We start from the raw sequence: 15,766 nt of genomic DNA on the forward strand, positions 1-15,766 counted from the left end.
CCGGCTGCGGCGGGCGGCCTGGGGGAAGGGGTACGCACGCGAGGGCGCGCTCGCCCTCATCGAGAAGGGGTTCGCAGAGCTGGGATACACGCGGAACCATGAGCTCCTGGAACTGGGCGGAGAACCAGCGCCCGGAGAGCGGGGCGTTGGGCAGCGCGCCCGAGAGGCTGTTGCCGTTGCGGGGGTTACCCGTGTACGTCGGGTCGCACATCCGGTCGAATCCCTTGCCCTCGTCGTTGGGGATCGCGCTGCTGGAGCCGTCGGACTCGCCCGGGGGCTTCATCCACACGTACGCGTCGATCCCGGCGGCCGGGGCCGCCTGCGGACGCTCGCCGAGACCGGCGCCCGCCTGGTTGCACCAGTTGCCGACGTGGATGCGCCGGTCGTAGCGACCGCCCTCCACATAGGTGTCGACACTGGTCTTCGCGCCGGGTCCGGCGGGCCTGGCGGTGCCGCCCCAGCCGTTGCGCGAGGTGTCGATCAGCATGCCGATCCCGGGGTCGAAGCCGACCGAGACCAGCTTGGCGCGGAACGCCTGGGCGAAGGACAGCTCGTCGACGTACCGGTTCCAGTCCACCCACTTGGACTGGCGCACGGACACCCCGTTGACGGAGTCGTCGATGGTGAAGTTGTTCTCCTTCAGGGCGCTGTAGTTGGCCGTGTTGGTGATGAAGCCGTGCACGTCGGCGGGCGTGGCGCCCTCGGCCGTCGCGGCCTTCTTGATCATGTCGGCCGAGGGCCCGAAGTTGTCGTCCCAGCCCAGCCAGCCGTGGTGGCCGGCGTCCACGTAGTTGTACACGTTGGGTACGGCACCGAGCTTGTGCAGCGCGTAGCCGACGCCCTTGACGTAGTTGCCGTTGGCCAGCATGGTGTCGCACTGCGGGGTGGCCGTGGCGCGGCCGCCGGTGTTGGTGACGAGGTTGGGCAGCGAGTCGATCTCGACCGCCGTGACGATCCGCAGCCCGGCGTACTTGCTGTCCGCGAGGATCGCGGCGATCGGGTCGATGAACTGCGTCTTGTACTTGTCGATCTCGGTGGCGCCGAGTTCCCCGTTGGACGAGAGCGCGGAGCAGTCGCGGCCCGGCAGGTCGTAGACGACCAGCTGGACCACCATCTCGCCGCTGCCCTTTTGCTTCAGGGCCTCGTCCAGGTGGGCGCGCAGCCCCATGGTCCCGTTCGTCCCGGCGATGGCGGCGATGCGGTCGAGCCAGATACCGGTGGGCTGCTTGGCGACCCGGCTGCCGCCCGGCTCGGCGGCGGCGTTCGCGGACCACTCCGGGTTCACATACACCTTGGCACCGGCGTACGGGTTGTCCACGCGGTTGCCGGCCGGGGGAGTGGTGGGCGGGGTCGTCGGTGGGGTGGTCGGCGGGTCGGTGGGGGTGTCGCCGCCGTTGCACGCCACGCCGTTGAGGGTGAACGAGGTGGGGAGGGCATTGGTGCCGCTGTAGGAGGCGTTGAAGCCGAAGGAGGTCGAGCCGCCGGTGGCCAGCGAGCCGTTGTAGCTCTCGTTGGCGGCGGTGACCGTCGCGGCGGCCTGGGTCACCCTGGCGTTCCAGCCCTGGGTGACCTGCTGGTTCCCCGCATAGGTCCACTTCACGTTCCAACTGTTCACGGCCGGGCCGTTGTTGGTGAGCGTGACGGACGCGGTGAAGCCCGTGGACCACTGGTTCTGGATCTGGTAGGCGACGGTGCAGCCGGTCGCCGCCGAGGCGGTGCCCGCGGCGCCGACGAGACCCGCGGTGCCGGTCGCGGCCGCGACGAGCACACCGGCGCCGAGCAGGGCCGTTCGCCTTCGGGAGGAGCGGGTGGATCGGGGGGACTGGGTGGGTATGCGGCTCATGGTGGGGCGGTGTCCTTTCGGTGGGTGACGTGCGGGGACGCCGGAGAGGCGCGTCTTTCAGCCGACGGCGCGCAGATGGTCGCGCAGACCGCTGCCGTACCCGGTGGGGGTGCCGTCGTAGTTGCTGATCAGGGAGGGTCCCGAGGAGCAGTCCCAGGTGTTCCAGGTCCAGCCGAGGTAGGAGATCCCCCGGTCGTCGAACCACTTCATGGCGCGGTCCACGAAGGAGTGCGCGCAGGTGTTCTCGCCCAGCTCGCCCGCGACGAGCGGGACCTTGGCGGCCACGGGTGCGAGCGTCGCGTCCCAGCACGCCTCGTTCGCACAGGTGTTGAAGTTGTAGCCGTGGTAGGCGGCGGCGAGGTTGCCCGCCGGGTCGGCCGGGGCGTGGGCGAGCCACTGGCCGAGGTCGTTGGCGTAGGCGATGCCGCCGGCCAGGACGAGGTTGTGGGCGCCCGCGCCCCGTACCGCGTCCAGCAGGTCCTGCATCCCCGCGACCTCGTAGCCGATGCCGGGACAGCTTCCGCCGTCGCGCCAGCAGTTCCACGCCTGGTCGGTGGTGGAGGTGGCGCGGTCCGGGTACGGCTCGTTGAACAGGTCGAAGACGACGGCCGGATCGCTCTTGAAGGTGGTGGCGACCGAGGACCAGAACGCCGGTGCGTACTGGGCGTCGGGCATCGGCTTCTGGCAACTGGCGTGGACGTCGGAGCAGCCGGCCGAGTTGCCGGTGTACTGCCCGTACGACCAGTGGAGTTCGACGATCGGGGTCATGCCGTGGGCCTCGACGCGGTGGACGAGGTCCTGGACCGCGCCGATGTAACGGGCGCCCGCGTACTCCGGCTTGACGTTGGACAGTCCCAGCCAGCACTCCTCGTTGAGGGGGATGCGCACGGTGTTGGCGTGCCAGGCGGCGATGGCGGCCACCGAGGCGTCGTCCACCGGCCCGTCGAAGATGCCGCGGCCCTGGACGCACATGAACTCGCCGCCGGAGCGGTTGACGCCGAGGAGCCTGCGCGTGGCGCCGCCCGCGTCGACCAGCTTGTTCCCGGAGGCGTGGAGCACGGGCACGCCGGTGCCGGGGGTCGGGGAGGGTGAGGGGGAGGTGGGGGTCGGGGTCGGGGTGGGGTCGCCCGCGCCCGTGGCGGCGCACGGCTCGCCGTTGAGGGTGAACGCGCGGGGCGGTGTGTTGGCGCCGGTCAGCGAGGCGAGGAAGCCGAGGGTGACGCTCGCGCCGTGGGCGAGCGAACCGTTCCAGCTCTCGTTGACGGCGGTGACGGAGCCGCCGGACTGGGACCATTTGGCGTTCCAGCCCTGCGTCACCTTCTGGCTGCCGGTGAACGCGAGGCCCAGGTTCCAGCCGGACAGCGCGGAGGCGTTGTTGGTGAGCGTGACGGAACCCTGGAAGCCACCGCCCCACTCGTTGGTGACGGTGTACGCCACCGAGCAGGACGGCTCCGCTCCGGATGCCGTGACGTGCGGGACGACGACGGCACTCGCGAGCACGAGCGCCGCGGCGGCCAAGGGTAGGGCCAAGTGCGGGGGGTGTCGCATGAGCGGATCCTTCGCGGCCGGGACACCGGCTGATGCCCGGCGTCCGACGGATGGAAGCGCTCCCACTGGTGGGGCATCACGGTAGGGGCTCGGGTGGCGCATGGCAAGGGAGGAGGACGCGATACGTTGCGGCCTGTTCCCCCGGTGGCCCTCGCGATCCGCAGGCCCCGCCGGTAACGGGCCTCCGGCCCCAACTGCCCTAGAACAGCGAACGAGTTGGCCGCCGATGGCGTCTCATGACTTCGACTCCTACAACATCTTGACCGCACGCCCGTCCAACTCCATGCTGGGAGCGCTCCCACTGGTTCAAGACTTGTGTGCAAGCCCCCGTACAGCTCGGTCCGCGACCCCTACCGCTGGGTGGCGTGGAGAGATCCCCCGGTCGATACATCGATACATCGGTACGTCGCCGACCGGTCCGCCGTGACCCCCCGGGACGGTCCTCCGCTCAGGCCCCGAGGGGAACGCCCCGCCTGATCGAACGAAGTGTGGTGGAGGTGTGTACGGACGAGAAGCCGGGGCAGGCGGAATCCCATCGGGACCGTTTCGAGTGGAGGATTCCTCATGTTGATGGCTCACCCGGCAGTGCTGCGCGATCTCCTCGCCGAGTACGACGCGCTCAGCGCGCTGAACGCGGCCGAGGGCACCGAGGCCACCCGCCGGCGGCTGGAGGACGTCTCCTACACGCTGTGCGTGTCCACGGGCACCCGGGACGTGGACACGGCCGTGATCGCGGCCCGCCACCGGCTGCCCGGTGCGCGGACCTTCGACGACTCGGTGCTGAGCGCTTGAGCGGAGTCCGGAAGAGAACAGCATGGAGCGGATGAGCCAGGACGGCGTGCCCGGCGGGCGGGCGGCGGAGGGCACGGCCGAGGAAACGGCACGGCTGCGTGAGGAGGTCCGCGACCTGCGGGCCCAGGTCCGCAGCCGACCGCTCGTCTCCCACGCCCAGGGCATCCTCCAGGAGCGCTATCTGCTGCCGGACGCCGACAGCGCCTTCACGCTGCTGCGCCGCTCCTCGCAGCGGTACAACGTGAAGCTGCGCGTCCTGGCCGGCGCGGTCGTACGCACACCGAGACCCGACGGCCCCGCCGACCTGTGGTTCCCGGGACGGGTGCGCGGCAGGCCGCCCCGCCTGGACACGGTCGGCGTCGACGACCCCGGCCACGTCAACCGGGGCGCGGTGCTCGGCGCCCTCCTGTCGCAGACCCTGGCCATCACGGGCACGGACATGGGCAACGTCCAGATCAGCGATCCGACCGCACGCGGTCTGCGGATGGAGCACCACACCGGCCACAGCGAGCACTTCGTCGAGTTCTTCGCCTTCGTGGGGGAGAACGGCACCTCGTGTGCGAAAGCCGCCAAGAACGTGGAGCTGACCACCGTGCACGACGTCGCCACCGACGCGGTGTTCACCGAGGAGGCGCGGCACACCATCCTCGCCGCGGGCAGCCGCGCCTGCCACAGCGTTCCGCTGGTCAGCGCGTCGGGCGCGTGCCTGGGCATCGTCTCGGCCCACCTCGAACGCCCCACGAAGTCCCTGCACCCGGTCCAGGCGAAGGCGCTCGCCGCCACCGGCCGGCAGGTGGGGAGCTGGCTCGCCTGGCACGAGCGCACCGTGGTGCTGGACGCGTTGGAGTACCTCCACGCCCTGGGCCGCTCGGGGAACGCGGGCACGTAACTCCCGTGGGCGCACAGGATAGAGCGCGTTCCGGCCGGCCGGTGAGCGCACCGCCCAGAAACCCGGAGTAGTGGCCCCGGCGCCGTCGAAGTCGATATGCTCACTTTTCGGAGTGGTCAGGAAGCGGCTACCCGCTCATCGCCGTACAGCCGATCAGTGGGAGCCATCTGTGCCCGTACCGCTTTCGTCGTCCCGCATGCCCGGAAACGCGTCCCCGCCGGGCGAGGGACAGGCTCTTCTGCTGGTCGACGACCACGAGGACAATCTGTTCGCCCTGGAACACGCCCTCATGCCGCTGGGCCGCCCCGTCCTGCGTGCCACCAGCGGCGAACAGGCACTCAAGGCGGTGCTGCGCGAACCCGTCGCCGCCGTGGTGATGGACGTGGCCATGCCGCACATCGACGGTCTCCAGGCCCTCTCCTACCTCCACCGCCTGGACCAGACCCGCGATCTGCCCGTGCTGCTGGTCACCGGCACCAGCCGCGACAACCGGATCGCCCGGCTCGCGTTCGAACTCGGCGCCGCGGGGATCCTCCTCAAGCCACTCGACCCCTGGGCGCTGTGCTGCCACGTCCGGACCCTCGCCGACCTCCACACACGAGCCTGCGCACCGGCCGTACCGTAAGGGCGCGCCGTCAGCCCAGGACGAACGGCAGCCGCGGCGCCAGCGCGCCGAGCGCGGCCCGCTCCGCCTCCGTCGGCGTACGGCGGCCGGTGCCGACCAGCAGGGCGTCACGGTCGGTGAGCGAGGCGGGGAAGGCCGCCCCGGCGATCGCCTCCAGCGTCGCCCGGGAGTGGGCCAGACCCGGTGCGGGCGGCCCGGCGGCGCCCGGCAGGTGCGCGACGAGGTCGAGGTGGTGCAGCGTCGCCTCCATGACGTACGTGGAGAGGTAGTCGCCCACCGTGAGGACCTGGTCGCGGGTGCTCACCCGGGCCGCGGGGTCCGCGAGCGCGGCGGCGCGCCCGGCCGCGGAGCCCACGTCGTCGAGGTGGAACTTGAGCAGCCCCGGGTCCTCGTAGGCGGCGGCCAGCCGTACGGTCAGCGCGTCGAGCGGGTCCTCGCCGGTCGGCGGGTGGTCCTGGACGTGCCAGTACGTCACGGCGTCGGCGGTCGGCGCGGTGTCGGCCGGCGTGGCGAGGGTGATGAGGATGTCCTGCGCGTCGACGATCAGGTGGCAGACGAGGTCCCGCACGAGCCAGCCGGTGCAGCCGGAGGGTCGTTCGAAGTCCTGGTCGGGCCGTTCGGCGACCGCGTTGAGCAGGGCCGCCCATGAGTCCGGGAAGAGATCCACGGGGGCACGGTAGTGCGGGGCCGACACGCCGGACAAGCGCGTTTCGGCGGTGCGGTGCGGTGCGCGGGCGGCGGGCACCGGGTGCGACGCCGGAGGACCGGACCCGGGGTCCGTGTCGGCGGGGGGGGGGGCTCAGGGGGCCGGGTCAGCCACTTCTCTCGGTCCGCACGCGTACGCCGGCGTGGAGCAGTTCGGCGCGGCGCTCCTCGTCCTGGGCGAGCAGCGCGAGCAGCGCGGCGACGGTGAGACCCGCCTCCGCCTCGGCCGGATGACGCAGGACCTTGCCCGGCTCGATCCGGTAGGTGTTGCTGCGTCCCTGGCGCGTGTGGGAGAGGAATCCCGCCTGCTCCAGATCGACGATGATCTTCTGCACGGCGCGTTCCGTCAGCCGGCAGTGCGCGGCGATGTCACGGATCCGCGCGTTCTGGTTCTGGGCGATGACCGCGAGCACGCGCGCGTGGCTGGTGATGAACGTCCACCCTGTGTGCGGTTCCGGTACTTCACCCATGAGCGGATCGTACGCCCTGGGCTTCATGTATAGGAACAGGCGAATTCTACTTCCTGTATCTCTTGACGTGTCTTCGGTCCGGGCGCGACTCTGGGCGCGGAGGAGACTCGGGATCCTGGACACAGGGGAGAGCGCCATGGCGCAGCCGTCACATTCGGCCGAGCCCGTCGACGTGGGTGCCGGGTCGGATCCAGGGGTCGAGCTCGTGCAGTTGCGGCGAGCCATGCGGAGCCGGGGGACGATCGACCTGGCCCGTGGGGTCCTCATGGCCGCCTTCGCCCTCACCCCGGAAAACGCCTGGACCGCGCTGGTCATGACGTCCCAGCACACCAACATCAAGCTGCATCGCGTGGCCCAGCAGGTGGTGGACTCCGTCGGGGGCGTCCCCCTGCCCCAGCAGGTCCAGAAGCGGCTGTCGGCGGCCGTCGCCCACCTCGCCTCCGTGGACGGAGAGGCGGGGCCGGAGCGCGACGGCGCCGCTCCTCGGTGATCCGAAGGGCCGTTCGAAGGGTGGCGTGGATCCCGGTGTTTCGCGAGACGATCGCGAATTCGAGGTTTTCACCGCCGCGAGTGAGGTAGTTCGGTAGGACGTTATCTTCGTACGGAGGACGTAGGCGCCGGACAGGTTGGGACCATCAGCCGCCGGCGCCGCCTAACTCGACAGTTCTTCCCCGCACCGGGCGCAGTAGCGCGCGTCCGACTCCGCCGCCATCCGCCCGCAGGCCGGGCAGACGCGGTCCAGCGAGCAGGGCGCCTCACCGCCTTCGTCCACGGGGGCGGTGCGGACGCCGATCTTCAGCCCCGGTCGCCGCCGGTGCACGGAGAGGTACGCGAGTCCGTCCGGACCCGCGGACAGGGCGCGCCGGGCCGTACGTGGCAGCCAGGCCACGGCCCCGGGCGCCAGGGGCTGCCGCTCCACGCCGTTGTCGAGGTGGCCGGCGCCCGCGACCACGACCAGCAGCACGTCCAGTTCGGATTCGACGTGCTCGGCCACGGACGCGTCCGGCGCCAGGCGCACCAGATTGGCGTCGAGCTGGCGCCCCCCTTCCGCCAGCCGCCACAACGCACCCGCCTGCCCTTCCTCGGCGGCGGCGACGGTCTCGTAGAGGGTGACGAGCACCCGGGAGGTCTCGGCTGGGGCGTGCAACGGTGGCTCCTGACGGCGCTGGCGGACGCTGGCGGGTTGGACGAGGCACCGTACCGGATCCGGGTGGGCCGGGGGTGGAGTGCTGCCCCGCGCCAGGGGTGATCTTCCAGGGTGGGCCCGTGAACAGTCACCTGGCGGCCGGGGGTTGCCCCGTGCCGGGGTCGAGGAGGTCCGGGCCGACGGAGTCAGGGCCGAGTGAGCCCGCGCCCGGGGAGTCCGTACCGTTGGTGCCCGTGGCGGACGGCCCGGTGCCGGACGGGTCCGTCACCGCGGCCGCCAGGTGGTCGCGGAACCAACGGTGGCCCGGGTCCGCCGAGTTGCGGGGGTGCCACGCCATGCCCAGCTCCAGGGGCGCCAGATCGAGCGGCACGGAGAAGGTGCGCAGCCCCAGCGCGGCGATGGTGTCGGTGAGCCAGCCGGCCAGCGTGAGCGCGACGAGATCGGTGGTCCGGGCCAGCAGCATCGCGCTCGTGTGACTGGGCACCACGACCGCCGTGCGGCGGCGCAGCCCGAGCTCCGCGAGCGCGCTGTCGATGGGCCCGAGGCGTTTGCCCAGCCGGGAGACGCCGATGTGACCGGCCGCGGCGAAACGGCGGGCGGTGATGCGCCCGTCGAAGAGGGGGTGGCCGCCGCGGGCGACGCCCACCAGCGGTATCCGGGTCAGGGCCCGGGTGCGGATCTCCGGGTCGAGGTGGTCGAGAACACCCAGCTCCACATCCACCACACCCTGGCGCAGGGCCGGGCCGCCCTCCATCGCCTCCGGCAGGAAAACCACGTCCACCTGGGGCGCCTCCGCGCGGACACGCTCGGTCAAGGGCCCGGCGAGGCCCGCCATGAGCAGGTCGGTGGCCTGCACGGTGAACGTGCGATGGAGGTGCGCGGCGTCGAAACCGGCCCCGGGCCGCAGCACGTTCTCGCAGCCGCGCAGCAACGCGCCGACCTCGTCCCGCAGTTCCAGGGCGCGCGGGGTCGGGACCAGTCCCTGCCCGGCCCGGACCAGCAGGGGATCACCGACGGCACGCCGCAGCCGGGCGAGCGTACGGCTGACAGCGGCGGGCGACGTACCGAGCCGCTCGGCGGCACGGGTCACGCTGTTCTCCTGGAGCAGGACATCCAGCGCACGCAGCAGATTGAGGTCCAACATCGCTCCTGAGCTGCGTTTTTACGCCTGGGACAATAATGCCGTGCTCATTCTTGCATGGTGGGGGGACGGGACTCCGGCAAGAGTGGACACGTCCGCGAGACACCTCGTGCGATGTCCTCTCCACCCTTCAAGGGAGCCTTTCGTGCACCAGTCCCCCCGCGCCGGCCGAGACGGCGATCTCCTGGCAGTGGTCAGCCAGAGCGGACCCACCGTCTCGTTCTTCGACGCCGCCTCCGACCGGCACGTGGACACCATCGACGTCCTGGCCGAGCCGCACGAGTTGTGCTTCGATCCGACGCAGCGCCTGCTGTGGTGCGCCACGACGTACGACTCGGGCTACTACCACGCCAATGGCGGCCGGCGCACCGAACTGACCGTCATCGACGTCGATGCGCGCCGCGTCGTCGAGGTGATCGACCTCGCCCCGGAACACGGCCCGCACGGTTTGGCGCTGGACGCGGCACGCCACCGTCTCTACGTCAGCGTGGAGGGCTCGGCGGACCGGCCCGGCGGGGTCGTGGTGATCGACACGCTGACCCGCCGCCCCCTGGGCAGGATCGACACGGACGCGCCCGGCCCGCACTGGTTCGCCATCGACCCCACGGGCCGGACGGGGTACGCCACCAACAAGGAAGCGCCGTTCGTCTCGGTCGTCGACCTCGAACGGGGCGTCCTCACGGCGAAGGTCGAGGTGCCCGGCAGCGAAGGACTCGCCGTGTCCGGCGACGGCTCCCGGATATACGTGGCGTCGCCGTACGCCGGTTCCTTCCTCTCGGACGCCGGCGACCGCCCGGACACGGGAGTCTCGGTCATCGACGCCCGGACGGCGTCCGTCGTCGGCACCCTGCCCACGGACGACGTGGTGCTGCCGGTGCACCTGACCTCGACGGGCCTGCTCCTGGTGGGCGAGCTGCGGACGGAACCCGACCCGGCGTCCCGGCTCGGCCGCCAGGCCCCGGGCCGGCTCACGGTGTTCTCCGCCGGTACGCGGGAGCGGCTGGGCGCGGTGGAGGTCGGGCTCTTCCCGCTGACCATCACCTCGTCGCCGGACGGCCGCCTCGCGTACGTGTCCTGCGTGGTCTCCTCCACCGTCCACGTCGTGGACCTCCATACGCTGGAGGAGGTGGGCCGGCTGGACATCGCCAAGACGGGCGAGCCCGGCGCGCACGGGCTGGCGTACGTCCCGCGCGCGGCCGGGGGCCCGGAAGGTGTCCGGACCGGGCCGGGGCTATGACCCGATCGGGATCCGGAGCACCTGTCCCGGCACGATCCGGTCGGGGTCGGTGATCTGGGCGGGGTTGGCCCGGACGATGCGCGGATAGAGGGAGGCGTTGCCGTAGTACGTCTTGGCCAGCGCCGACAGCGTCTCGCCCTTCGCCACCGTGTGCTCGCGGTAGCCGTAGTAACCGGGCACGATGTGCGGCCCGTAGATGACCGGAACGGTGACGGCGTTGATCTCGCCGCCGTCCCTGGCCCGCGCCTCGAAGACCTGGACGAGCAGCCGGTCGGCCCGGAAGGCGGTGTGGCCGACGTCGACCGTGAAGTGGAACTGTCCGTGCTCGCCGGTGCCGCCGCCCGCCGCGAACGTTCCGGTCACCTGCTGGTGGCCGTCGCTGACGCGGTACTCCAGAGTGGCCTCGAAGCCGGTGGCGACACCGCCGACGTGGATCGGGTTGCCGACCAGGTCGAGCGGGCGCGGTTGGTCCACGCGGTTGGTCATGAAGCCTCCCCGGGAGATGAGTTGTCCGGCACTGGCAGCTTGGGCGCCGGGCCGACGGAAGACAACCGCCAACTTCGGTCGTCTTCCGTCGGCCCGGCGCATACGTGCCGTCCCCGGGGAGAGCCTGCTCCCATGGCCTGTATGCGAAGTGACGGGTTGTCAGGCAGTGCCGTCCGTCATGCCGCCGATCATCTCGGCCAGTACGCTCCGGCGGTCCTCCCCCGGACGGGGCCCGAGCGGACGGGCCAGCCGGTGGCTGTCGTAGTGCCAGCGGTGGTCGAGGTCCCGGGGCACGGCGTCGCTCTCGCGGACCTCGGCGTCGGTGCCGAGCAGGTCCGTGAGGTCCCGAGCCAGGTCGTGCCAGGAGACGTGGCCGCTCACGGCGTTGGCGACGCCGTGCATGGGACGGTCCAGGCACTCCGTCACCGCGCGGGCCAGGGCCGCCGCGTGCACCCAGGCGGCCCCGTACCACGGGTGGCCCGCGGTGCCGGGCCGCGGTACCTCGATCGCCTCGCCCCGGACGGCCGCCTGGTAGAGCGTGCCGAGGGCGCCCCAGCGCAGCTGCTCGCGCAGCCGCTCGTGCGCGCCCCAGACGATCGGTGACCGCACGGCGCTCGCTCCGCCGCGCCCGTCGGTGCCCGCGGCGCGCAGCACCATGGCCTCGCACTCGGCCTTGGCCCTCCCGTACGGGCTGAGGGGCTCGCGGGACGGGGACTCCTCCACGACCCGCTGGGTGTGCGGGTGTCCGTACGCGTCGACGCTGCTGACGAAGACGAACGGCCCGCCGTGCCAGGCGCCGACCATCGCCTCCATGGCCGCCAGGTCCACCTCGGGCCGGGTGAAGGTGGACGCGGCGTGGACGACCGCGTCGGAGGCCGCGACGGCGTCGCGCAGTCCGGCCAGGTCGGTGAGGTCGCCCTCGACGACGTCGACGCCCTCGGCGGCGATCAGATGGGCGGACTCGGGCCGGGCCAGGGCCAGCACGGGACGGCCCCGGGCGGCCAGTTCCCGCAGGACGAACGCGCCGACGCCCCCGGTCGCGCCGGTGACCAGCACCGTGCCGGGACGGGTGGCCCGGGTCCGGGCGGGCCCGGCCGCGGCCTTGGCCGCGGACTGCTGGGCCGCCCGCTCGTCCAGGAGCGCGGTGAGTGCCCGGGGTGTACGGGCCTGGAGCACGTCGAGGCCGGTGAGCGGCAGGCCGAGCCCGGTACGCAGACGTTCGGCGAGCTGCACGGCGACCAGGGAGTGGCCGCCCAGCTCGAAGAAGTCGCCGTCGGGCGGCGGAGTGCGCCCGAGCAGCGCGGCGAACCCCTCGGTGACGGCGGCGGCGCGCGGTCCGGAGAGGACGGCCGGGGCGGGTGCGCCCGGCAGCCCGCCGGGTGTCCGCGGCAGCGTGTCGAGCACGGTGACCGCGGCGGGCACGGACGCGGCGGGGAGCGAGCGGCGCAGCAGCCCGAGCAGCTCGTTGCCGGAGGGGCCCGCGCTGTCGCTGAGCACGGCGTAGGCGACCGGCCGGATCCGCTCGGCCTGGACGACCAGCGCGTCGGCGACTTGGGGGTGGGCCCGCAGGACCTGGACGGCCGGGTGGGCGTCCTCCCCGGTGGGCAGAGCGGCGGACGGCTCCGCCTCCGCGGGGTCCTGGGCCTGGTCGCGGGGTGTACCGAACCCGGGCACCTTGCTCAGGGCGAGCTCCGGATCGGCCGCCGCCGCGTCGAGCACGGCGGCGTAGTCCCGTACGGTCACCTCGGCCGCGGCCTCGTCCAGCGCGTCGCGGTCGAACTGCACCAACGCGGCTGGCGGTTCGCCGGCGCCGAGCGCCAGGGCGTAGGACAGGGTGAACTTGGCGCCGCCGGTGGGCACGTCGACGTACTCGGCCGAGGTGCCGGGCAGTCGGAGCACGGTGGGCTCGCCCAGCACGTCGCAGGTGACGCGGACCAGCGCGGTGCCGTCGGCGCCGCGTGCCGTGGCGCCGAGGCGTTCCAGGGCGAGGTCGAACGGGATGTGCCGGTGGCGCTGCGCGTCGAGGAGCGCGTCGCGTACGCGGTGCAGCAGGTGGGCGAAGGACGGGTCGCCGGAGACGTCGACGCGGACCGGCAGGGTGTTGACGCACAGCCCGACCAGGCCGCGCATGGCGGCGCCGGTGCGGTGGGTGCCCGCCACGCCGATGACGAGGTCGTCGTCGCCGGTGAGGCGGTGGAGCGCGGCGAACGCGGCGGTGAGCGACACCGCGAAGAGCGTGGCCCGGTGTTCGGCCCCCAGGGCGCGCAGGGCGTCCGGCAGCGCGGGCGCGAGCGGCACGGTGTGGACCGCCGCCGCTCCGGCGGTGGCGGGCGCTTCCGAGGGCCGGGGAGCGGGCAGGCGGGGCGGGGCGGCGTCGGCCAGCAGGGCGCTCCAGCGGTCCAGTTCCGCCCGGAGGCCGGGTATCCCCTCGTGTTCGCGGCGCGCGTGGTCGGCGTACTGCGGCGGCGTGTCGGAGAAGGGCGCCTCGGAACCGTCCGTGGCCGCGGTGTACAGCGCCGCGAGCTCGTCGGCCACGGTGTCCAGGGAGCCGCCGTCGATGGCGATGTGATGGAACGTCAGCAGTACGGTGTGGTCCTGCTCGGCGTGGCGCAGGACGCGCGCCCGTACCGCCTCGCCCGCCGTGAGGTCGAACGGGCGGGCCGCCGCCTCCCGCAGCAGCGCCGGGGCCTCGGTCGCGTCCGCCTCCACGACGGGTACGGCGACGGCGGCCGGGGCCGGGAGGACCTCCTGGAAGGGCTCGCCGTCCTCCTCCCCGTACCAGGTGCGCAGGATCGTGTGCCGGGCCACCAGCGCGTGCAGGGCGGTGGCGAGCGCGGCCGGGTCGAAGGGGCCGCGCACCCGGGTGGCGAAGGGGACGTGGTAGGAGTCGCCCGCGCCGCCGAGCCGTTCCATCAGCCACATACGGCGCTGGGCCCGGGACAGGGGCGGACGGCCCGGCGTCGGGGCGCGGTCGGCCGGGGCGGCGGGGGAGCGCCGGGTGGCGCCGGCGCGGGCCCTGCGCAGCAGTTCGAGCTGGAGCCGTTGCTGCTCGGCGCGCGCCGTGGCGTCGGCGTCAGTGGACATCGCTGTGCTCCGGAGTGCGGGGGTGGAGGTCGCTGTGGGCGGACAGCAGGGCCCGCTCGATCAGGACGGCCTGGGCGGTGACGGTCGGGGCGGCGAAGAAGTCGGCCAGGGAGAGCTCGACGCCCAGCTCCTCGCGCAGGTCGTCGGTGACGGCGAGGGCGAGCAGGGAGTGACCGCCCAGGGCGAGGAAGTCGGCCTCGCCATGGGTGACCTCGCTGCCCAGGGACCTGCTCCACACCTCGGCGACGGCCTGCTCCAGCGGGGTCAGCGCAGGGGCGGGCGCCTCGGCCCGCTCCTGGGCGGCCCGGGGGCGGTGGGCCAGCGCGCGCCGGTCGACCTTGCCGGACGGGGTCAGCGGAAGCCGGTCCACCAGGGTGAGGGCGTCCGGCACCAGATGGGCGGGCAGGACGGCGGTGAGCCGCTCGCGCAGCGCGGAGACGGCGGGCACCGGGCCGGGCGCGGCGACGACGAACGCGACCAGGCGCGCCTCGGGCGTACCCGCGCCCTCGACCGTGACGGCCGCGTCGTCCACCTCCGCCTCCCGGCGCAGGGCGTGCTCGACCTCGCCGGGTTCGATGCGGAAGCCGCGGACCTTGATCTGGTCGTCGTTGCGGCCGTGGAAGTCCAGGACGCCGTCGGGGCGGGCGGAGACGAGGTCGCCGGTGCGGTAGAGCCGCCCGGCGGTGGGGTGGTCGACGAAGCGCTCGGCGGTCAGCTCGGGCCGGCCGGCGTAACCGTCGGCGAGCCGCGTGCCGCCGACCCACAGCTCGCCCCGCTCGCCGTCGGGGACCGGGCTGCCGTCGGCGTCCAGGACGTGGACGGTGGCCCCGGCGATGGGGCGGCCGATCGGCGGCGGCCCGTCGCAGTCGGGCACGGTGACGGTGTGGGCGGTGGCGAAGGTGGTCGTCTCGGTCGGCCCGTAGCCGTTGACCAGCTCCAGCCAGGGGAAGGCGGTCAGCACGTCGCGGGCGTGACCCGCGGCCATCGCCTCGCCGCCCACGACGACCGAGCGGAGCTGGGCGAAGACGCGTGAGCGCCGGGCGGCGAGCTGGTGGAAGAGCGCCGTGGTGAAGAACGCCACCGTCACGCCGTGGCGTTCGACGTGCCGGGCCAGGTCCTCCAGGGAGGGCCGGGGCACGGTGCACACCACGACCGCGGCGCCGTTGGCGAGCGCCGCCCACACCTCGAACGTCGAGGCGTCGAAGGTCATCGGCGAGTGGAACAGCACGCGGTCGCGGGCGGTGACCGTGACGTACTCGGGCGCGGTGACCAGCTGGGCGACGGCCCGGTGCGCGATGGTGACGCCCTTCGGACGGCCGGTGGAGCCGGAGGTGAACATGATGAACGCCGGGCTGTCGGGAGCGGCGCCGCCCGTCGGCGGGCCCTCGCCGAGCGGCGTTTCGGGCAGGGCGAGGACGGGCCCGCCGAGCCCGGCCGCGTCCAGCAGCTTGGCGTCGCCGAGGGTGAGGGTGACGCCCGCGTCGGAGATCATGCCTTCGGTACGGGGCCGGGGCTGTGCGGGATCGAGCGGTACGCACACGGCGCCCGCCCCCCACAGGGCGAGCTGGGCGACGACCGTGCGGGCGGAGCGGGTGGTCAGGAGCGCCACCCGGTCGCCGGGCGCCACCCCGTGCTCGCGCAGATGCGCGGCGAGGGCGCGTCCTTCCTGGTCGAGCTGACGGTAGGTCAGGGTGGAGTCGCCATCGACCACGGCCAGGGCGTCGGGGGTGCGGGCGGCGTGCCGGGCCACGAGGCCGGGCAGCGCGGTCGCCGTGGGCTGCGCGGGGGTGGATGTCATC

At 73.2% G+C, this 15,766-nt stretch carries 14 protein-coding genes; 5 read left to right on the forward strand and 9 right to left on the reverse strand.

Annotated elements, in window-relative coordinates:
• Together ABZ404_RS22665 and ABZ404_RS22670 are read right to left on the reverse strand one after the other, a co-directional pair.
• A partial coding sequence (locus ABZ404_RS22665) for a glycoside hydrolase family 6 protein (protein ID WP_358990747.1) occupies positions 1-1,843 on the reverse strand: 1,843 nt, incomplete at its 3' end.
• 57 nt (positions 1,844-1,900) lie between these two features.
• Positions 1,901-3,391: a cellulose binding domain-containing protein gene (locus tag ABZ404_RS22670; protein ID WP_358837193.1), complete on the reverse strand. Its 1,491-nt coding sequence runs from the start codon at positions 3,389-3,391 to the stop codon at positions 1,901-1,903.
• A 564-nt stretch (positions 3,392-3,955) separates the two neighbouring features.
• Here ABZ404_RS22670 and ABZ404_RS22675 point away from each other — a divergent pair.
• The 3 genes from ABZ404_RS22675 to ABZ404_RS22685 all read left to right on the forward strand — a co-directional run bounded on the left by ABZ404_RS22675 (position 3,956) and on the right by ABZ404_RS22685 (position 5,697).
• Positions 3,956-4,183 carry a DUF5133 domain-containing protein gene (locus tag ABZ404_RS22675; protein ID WP_358837194.1) on the forward strand — a complete coding sequence of 76 codons (228 nt, stop codon included), beginning with the start codon at positions 3,956-3,958 and terminating at the stop codon, positions 4,181-4,183.
• Positions 4,184-4,205: 22 nt separating this feature from the next.
• A complete protein-coding gene (locus ABZ404_RS22680) occupies positions 4,206-5,072 on the forward strand; it encodes an ANTAR domain-containing protein (RefSeq protein ID WP_358837195.1) in 867 nt (288 codons plus the stop codon).
• A gap of 196 nt (positions 5,073-5,268) precedes the next feature.
• The gene (locus ABZ404_RS22685) at positions 5,269-5,697 is read left to right on the forward strand and encodes a response regulator (RefSeq protein WP_358837196.1); all 429 of its coding nucleotides are present in this window, start codon (positions 5,269-5,271) and stop codon (positions 5,695-5,697) included.
• Positions 5,698-5,707: 10 nt separating this feature from the next.
• Here ABZ404_RS22685 and ABZ404_RS22690 read toward each other — a convergent pair whose 3' ends face one another.
• Positions 5,708-6,364, reverse strand: coding sequence for a maleylpyruvate isomerase N-terminal domain-containing protein (locus ABZ404_RS22690; RefSeq protein WP_358990750.1), 657 nt, complete (start codon positions 6,362-6,364; stop codon positions 5,708-5,710).
• Between the two features lie 145 nt (positions 6,365-6,509).
• A complete protein-coding gene (locus ABZ404_RS22695) occupies positions 6,510-6,872 on the reverse strand; it encodes a helix-turn-helix domain-containing protein (RefSeq protein WP_358837299.1) in 363 nt (120 codons plus the stop codon).
• 136 nt (positions 6,873-7,008) lie between these two features.
• On the opposite strand from ABZ404_RS22695, the gene ABZ404_RS22700 reads away from it, so the two are divergent.
• Positions 7,009-7,362 (forward strand): ANTAR domain-containing protein, encoded by a 354-nt coding sequence (locus ABZ404_RS22700; protein WP_358837300.1) that lies wholly within the window; start codon positions 7,009-7,011, stop codon positions 7,360-7,362.
• A 162-nt stretch (positions 7,363-7,524) separates the two neighbouring features.
• Here ABZ404_RS22700 and ABZ404_RS22705 read toward each other — a convergent pair whose 3' ends face one another.
• Both ABZ404_RS22705 and ABZ404_RS22710 read right to left on the reverse strand, forming a co-directional pair.
• Entirely contained in the window at positions 7,525-7,992 is a 468-nt protein-coding gene (locus tag ABZ404_RS22705) for a hypothetical protein (RefSeq protein ID WP_358837303.1), read from the reverse strand.
• A gap of 154 nt (positions 7,993-8,146) precedes the next feature.
• Complete coding sequence (locus ABZ404_RS22710) at positions 8,147-9,160, reverse strand: LysR family transcriptional regulator (protein WP_358837304.1); 1,014 nt, start codon at positions 9,158-9,160, stop codon at positions 8,147-8,149.
• A 145-nt stretch (positions 9,161-9,305) separates the two neighbouring features.
• On the opposite strand from ABZ404_RS22710, the gene ABZ404_RS22715 reads away from it, so the two are divergent.
• Positions 9,306-10,397, forward strand: a complete 1,092-nt coding sequence (locus tag ABZ404_RS22715; protein ID WP_358837301.1) for a YncE family protein — start codon at positions 9,306-9,308, stop codon at positions 10,395-10,397.
• Here ABZ404_RS22715 and ABZ404_RS22720 read toward each other — a convergent pair.
• From ABZ404_RS22720 to ABZ404_RS22730, 3 genes are all read right to left on the reverse strand, one after another.
• Positions 10,392-10,883 (reverse strand): Gmad2 immunoglobulin-like domain-containing protein, encoded by a 492-nt coding sequence (locus ABZ404_RS22720; RefSeq protein WP_358837302.1) that lies wholly within the window; start codon positions 10,881-10,883, stop codon positions 10,392-10,394. The genes ABZ404_RS22715 and ABZ404_RS22720 overlap by 6 nt on opposite strands.
• 159 nt (positions 10,884-11,042) lie before the next feature.
• Positions 11,043-13,967 (reverse strand): condensation domain-containing protein, encoded by a 2,925-nt coding sequence (locus ABZ404_RS22725; RefSeq protein ID WP_358990753.1) that lies wholly within the window; start codon positions 13,965-13,967, stop codon positions 11,043-11,045.
• A complete protein-coding gene (locus ABZ404_RS22730; RefSeq protein WP_358837685.1) occupies positions 13,957-15,765 on the reverse strand; it encodes a non-ribosomal peptide synthetase in 1,809 nt (602 codons plus the stop codon). The genes ABZ404_RS22725 and ABZ404_RS22730 overlap by 11 nt, the downstream gene beginning before the upstream one ends.
• Position 15,766 lies beyond the last annotated feature (1 nt).

This window comes from Streptomyces sp. NPDC005878 (assembly GCF_040629815.1).
GTDB lineage: Bacteria > Actinomycetota > Actinomycetes > Streptomycetales > Streptomycetaceae > Streptomyces.